Consider the following 3,853-nt stretch of genomic DNA (forward strand, 5'->3'; position numbering starts at 1 on the left):
GGTCAACGCCCCAGGCGAGGTTTACCGCAGTCGGACGCGCAGAGCGGAGCACTGCCGCGTCCTTGTTCACAGAGGCAGAGAAGGCAGATTCCAAACCCCCAAGCGCATTTTTGCATGCAAGGGCAACACCGTATGCACCGGCGACCCCAAGCGCAGGCGCTCCCCGGACTTCAAGCCGCTGGATTGCCTGCACAAGCCTCGGAACATCGGAGCAGACCACTTCACGATACTCTTCAGGAAGGAGGGTCTGCTCGATCAGCCCGACCCCGCCTTCCTCCCACCAGATCGTCCGGCCCCGCATCATTCACCGGCAAGGAGGACATCACGGGTCGCCCGCATCGCAGCAGCACCCGCCGTCATCACCGAGTCAGGGATATCGCGGGGGGCGGTCACCGTTCCCGCACAGTAGATCCCGGGCCTGATCGTTCCCACCGGGTCAAGCTTCAGATCAGAGGTATTCAGGAAACCATTCTGGTCCATTGGTATCCCGAGCCGCTCTGCAATCGCCTGCGTATCCGGCACAGGCTCAAACCCGACCGAGAGGACGACGAGATCGGCGTGGAGGTTCACAAACTCTCCAGTCTCCGTATTCTCAAGCGGAAGGATCAGATCACCCTTCCCTTCGATCACCTCGCCGGGGAAACCACGAATCAGGCGGACCCCTCCTGCTTCTGCACGATTGAGATATTCCTCGTACCCCTTCCCATAAGCGCGGATATCATTGTAGAGGATCGAGACCTCGCAATCCGGATAGTGCTCCAGGATCAGCATCGCATTCTTCAATGCATACATGCAGCAGACCGAAGAGCAGTAAGTCCGCTTCAGCTGGATATCGCGGGAACCGACACACTGGACAAAGACAACGGATTGTGGAGTCTTCCCATCAGAGAGGCGGCGGACTTCTCCGCCGGTTGGTCCGCTCGCATTGATCATCCGCTCGAATTCGAGGCTCGTGATCACATCAGGGTAGCGGTTGTAGCCAAATATCCTCTTCTTTTCTGCATCAAAGAGCTGATAGCCGGTTGCGAGGATGATGCTTGCCGCCTCGATCACCTCGGTCCTCTCAGTATCCTCGCGAAGAACCGCCTCTCTCCCGCAGATATCATAGCAGAGCCCGCATTCGATGCAGTGTTCTGCATCACGGACAACGATATTCGGCACAATCTGCGGATGCGATTTGTAGATCGCCTTTCTAACCCCGATACCGGCATCGAACCGGTTATAGACCTCAACGGGGCAGATATCAATGCAGTCGCCGCATCCATTGCAGAGGCTCGAATCAACATACCGGGGATGCTGGAGCACCGTCACCCTGAATGCACCGACATCCCCCTCGATCTCCTGCACTTCAGCAAGGGTGCGGATGGTGATCAGCGGGTGCCGCTCAACATCCACCATCTTCGGCGAGAGGATGCACATCGAACAGTCGTTCGTCGGGAAGGTCTTGTCGAGCTGGGCCATATGGCCGCCGATACTTGGCTCACGCTCGATAATGGTCACCGGGATTCCGTGGTTGGCAACATCCAGTGCCGCCTGGATACCGGCAACACCCCCTCCGATAACAACAACCCTACGCATCAGAATACCCCCGTGCAAGATCAACATAGACAGATGCATTCTTCAGAATAGATGCACGCTGCTCGTCAGTCGTCTCCGAGACCACCTTCCCCGGCACCCCGAGGACAATGGAATTTTCCGGGATCACTTTTCCTTCTGTGACAACAGCGCCCGCGCCAATGATACTGCCTGATCCGATCACCGCACCATTCATCACGATGGCGCCCATCCCGATCAGCACGTCATCTGCGATGGTGCAGCCATGCACAATCGCGCCATGGCCAACCGAGACACCGGAACCGATGGTTGTCGGGTTGCCGGGGCTGCCATGGAGGACGGCATTATCCTGGATATTTGATCGATCCCCTACCACGATACGGACACGATCAGCCCGGATCACCGCCGAAAACCAGACACTCACATCCTCGCCGAGCACTGCATCACCAACAACCGTTGCGTTATCGGCGATGAAAGCGCACCTGCCGGTGGACCCACCATTACACATAAGAGTATATATGTAGAAGGGTAGTTGCATGAACGTTATGGTAGGAGGCACCTTTGATCCCCTCCACATCGGCCACAAGGTCCTTCTCAGGAGATCGTTTGAAATCGCCGGAAAAGAAGGCTTTGTCACAATAGGTCTCACTTCTGATGATTTTGCTTTACGCAAGAGCCATCCTGTCCGTCCCTACAGTATCAGAAGGGATGAGCTGATCGCATGGATTGAGTCTATGTCATTTCCTGCCGGCTACCATGTCGAGTGCCTCGCCGACCGCTTCGGATCAGCATTGAATGAGGACTTTGAGGCTCTTGTCGTCTCAGAGGAGACATTCCCTGTTGCAGAGGAGATCAATTCCCTCAGGGGAGAGATGGGAAGAGGAAAAGTGGATATCTACCAGATCCGCTGTATCATGGCAGATGACGGGAAGATCGTCTCAAGCACACGAATCTACCGAAAAGAGATCGATCCGGAAGGCCACCTGATCAGATGATATACGACGCAATATCACGCGTTATGAGGGTGTCGCAGTACCGGCACCGGTATCCCCTCTTCTGGCAGGCAAAAGAGCTCTGAATTGGTTCATTCGCATTTGAGATGCAGCCGGGATTTGGGCATCTGATCACCCCGATCACCTCAGATGGGATCTCAACACCAATCTTCTCCTTGACCTGATACTCCCTGATGATATTGATACTCGCCTTTGGTGCGATCAGGGAGATCCGGTCGACCTCTTCTTTCAGGAGTTCCCGGTTCTCGATCTTGACGATATCCTTCTTCCCCATCTGACGGCTTTCGACATTGGTTGCCACAGAGAGCTCTTCAATCGTCCTGCCAGCGATCCCGAGGATTCGGAGGACAGAGAGGCCCTCGCCTCCATCGATATGATCGATCACGGTCCCGTTCCGGATAGGGCTGATCAGAAGCCCCTCTTCCGGCTTTCTCTTCATAACAACACCTTCTGGAGCATCGCCATCCGGACGGGGACACCATTCCTCGCCTGTTCGAAGTACCGTGCACAGGGCATTTTGTCCACCTGCGGATCGATCTCATCAACACGTGGCAGCGGATGCATCAGGATGAAACGCTCTGGCACATCAGCAAGCATCTCCGGGGTCACCCTGTATCCCGAGGCAACTGAGGCATAGGCACCGGGATCAGGGAACCGCTCCCTCTGTATCCGGGTCACATAGAGGACATCGAGATCGGTTATGATATCTTCCAGATGCTCATGCACAACGATCTTTGTACCGGTGTCCTGGAGATCGTGGATGAGGCTTGGCGGCAGTTCAAGCCCCGGAGGAGTAATAGTATGGATAGTGACGCCGTACCGCGAGAGGGCGCTTGCTAGGGAGTGTACAGTCCGCCCATACCGGAGATCGCCAAGGAACCCGACATTTATTCCATCAAGCTGCATCGACTGCCTGATGGTAAAGAGATCAAGGAGAGTCTGTGAAGGGTGCTGTCCCGCACCGTCACCGGCGTTGATCACCGGGACATCAGAAAATTCCGAGGCAAGCCGTGCCGCACCTTCCTTTGGATGCCTGAGGACGATCGCATCAGCATAGCCCGAGACAACCCGGATCGTATCAGCGAGGGTCTCGCCTTTGACGATTGAGCTCGCCTCAATGGATCCGAGATTGATCACCTTTCCGCCAAGCCGGAGCATTGCCGATACAAAAGACATCTGTGTCCGGGTGCTTGGTTCAAAAAAGAGATTGGCGAGTATCTTTCCATTGAGTGCATCGGGATCAAAGTCACCCTCTTCGATCGCAGATGCGCGATCAAGGATATCAT

Annotated in this window: 5 protein-coding genes and 1 pseudogene; 1 reads left to right on the top strand and 5 read right to left on the bottom strand. The window is 55.5% G+C overall.

Annotated elements, in window-relative coordinates:
• The 3 genes and pseudogenes from QCH34_RS08390 to QCH34_RS08400 form a co-directional block, all read right to left on the bottom strand.
• Positions 1 to 304: pseudogene (locus QCH34_RS08390) on the bottom strand (S-methyl-5-thioribose-1-phosphate isomerase); the annotation flags it as partial.
• Positions 301 to 1,578 (bottom strand): CoB--CoM heterodisulfide reductase iron-sulfur subunit A family protein, encoded by a 1,278-nt coding sequence (locus QCH34_RS08395; protein WP_300332800.1) that lies wholly within the window; start codon positions 1,576 to 1,578, stop codon positions 301 to 303. The pseudogene QCH34_RS08390 and the gene QCH34_RS08395, both read right to left, overlap by 4 nt.
• Positions 1,571 to 2,062 (bottom strand): gamma carbonic anhydrase family protein, encoded by a 492-nt coding sequence (locus QCH34_RS08400; protein ID WP_300332803.1) that lies wholly within the window; start codon positions 2,060 to 2,062, stop codon positions 1,571 to 1,573. Before QCH34_RS08400 ends, QCH34_RS08395 begins: the two co-directional genes overlap by 8 nt.
• Positions 2,063 to 2,090: 28 nt before the next feature.
• Between QCH34_RS08400 and QCH34_RS08405 the strand changes: the two genes are divergently transcribed.
• Entirely contained in the window at positions 2,091 to 2,549 is a 459-nt protein-coding gene (locus QCH34_RS08405) for a phosphopantetheine adenylyltransferase (RefSeq protein ID WP_300332805.1), read from the top strand.
• Here QCH34_RS08405 and pyrI read toward each other — a convergent pair.
• Positions 2,542 to 3,006, bottom strand: a complete 465-nt coding sequence (gene pyrI, locus QCH34_RS08410) for an aspartate carbamoyltransferase regulatory subunit (RefSeq protein WP_300332807.1) — start codon at positions 3,004 to 3,006, stop codon at positions 2,542 to 2,544. The genes QCH34_RS08405 and pyrI overlap by 8 nt on opposite strands.
• A complete protein-coding gene (gene pyrB / locus QCH34_RS08415) occupies positions 3,003 to 3,848 on the bottom strand; it encodes an aspartate carbamoyltransferase (protein WP_300332809.1) in 846 nt (281 codons plus the stop codon). The genes pyrI and pyrB overlap by 4 nt, the downstream gene beginning before the upstream one ends.
• Positions 3,849 to 3,853 lie beyond the last annotated feature (5 nt).

Source organism: Methanocalculus sp. (genome assembly GCF_029762515.1).
Taxonomy (GTDB): Archaea; Halobacteriota; Methanomicrobia; order Methanomicrobiales; family Methanocorpusculaceae; genus Methanocalculus.

Excerpts from the sequence above, each read along its gene's own strand:
- QCH34_RS08395 (WP_300332800.1), bottom strand. The coding sequence starts at position 1,578 with ATGCGTAGGGTTGTTGTTATCGGAGGGGGTGTTGCCGGTATCCAGGCG.
- pyrI (WP_300332807.1), bottom strand. The coding sequence starts at position 3,006 with ATGAAGAGAAAGCCGGAAGAGGGGCTTCTGATCAGCCCTATCCGGAAC.
- QCH34_RS08405 (WP_300332805.1), top strand. The coding sequence starts at position 2,091 with ATGAACGTTATGGTAGGAGGCACCTTTGATCCCCTCCACATCGGCCAC.
- QCH34_RS08400 (WP_300332803.1), bottom strand. The coding sequence starts at position 2,062 with ATGTGTAATGGTGGGTCCACCGGCAGGTGCGCTTTCATCGCCGATAAC.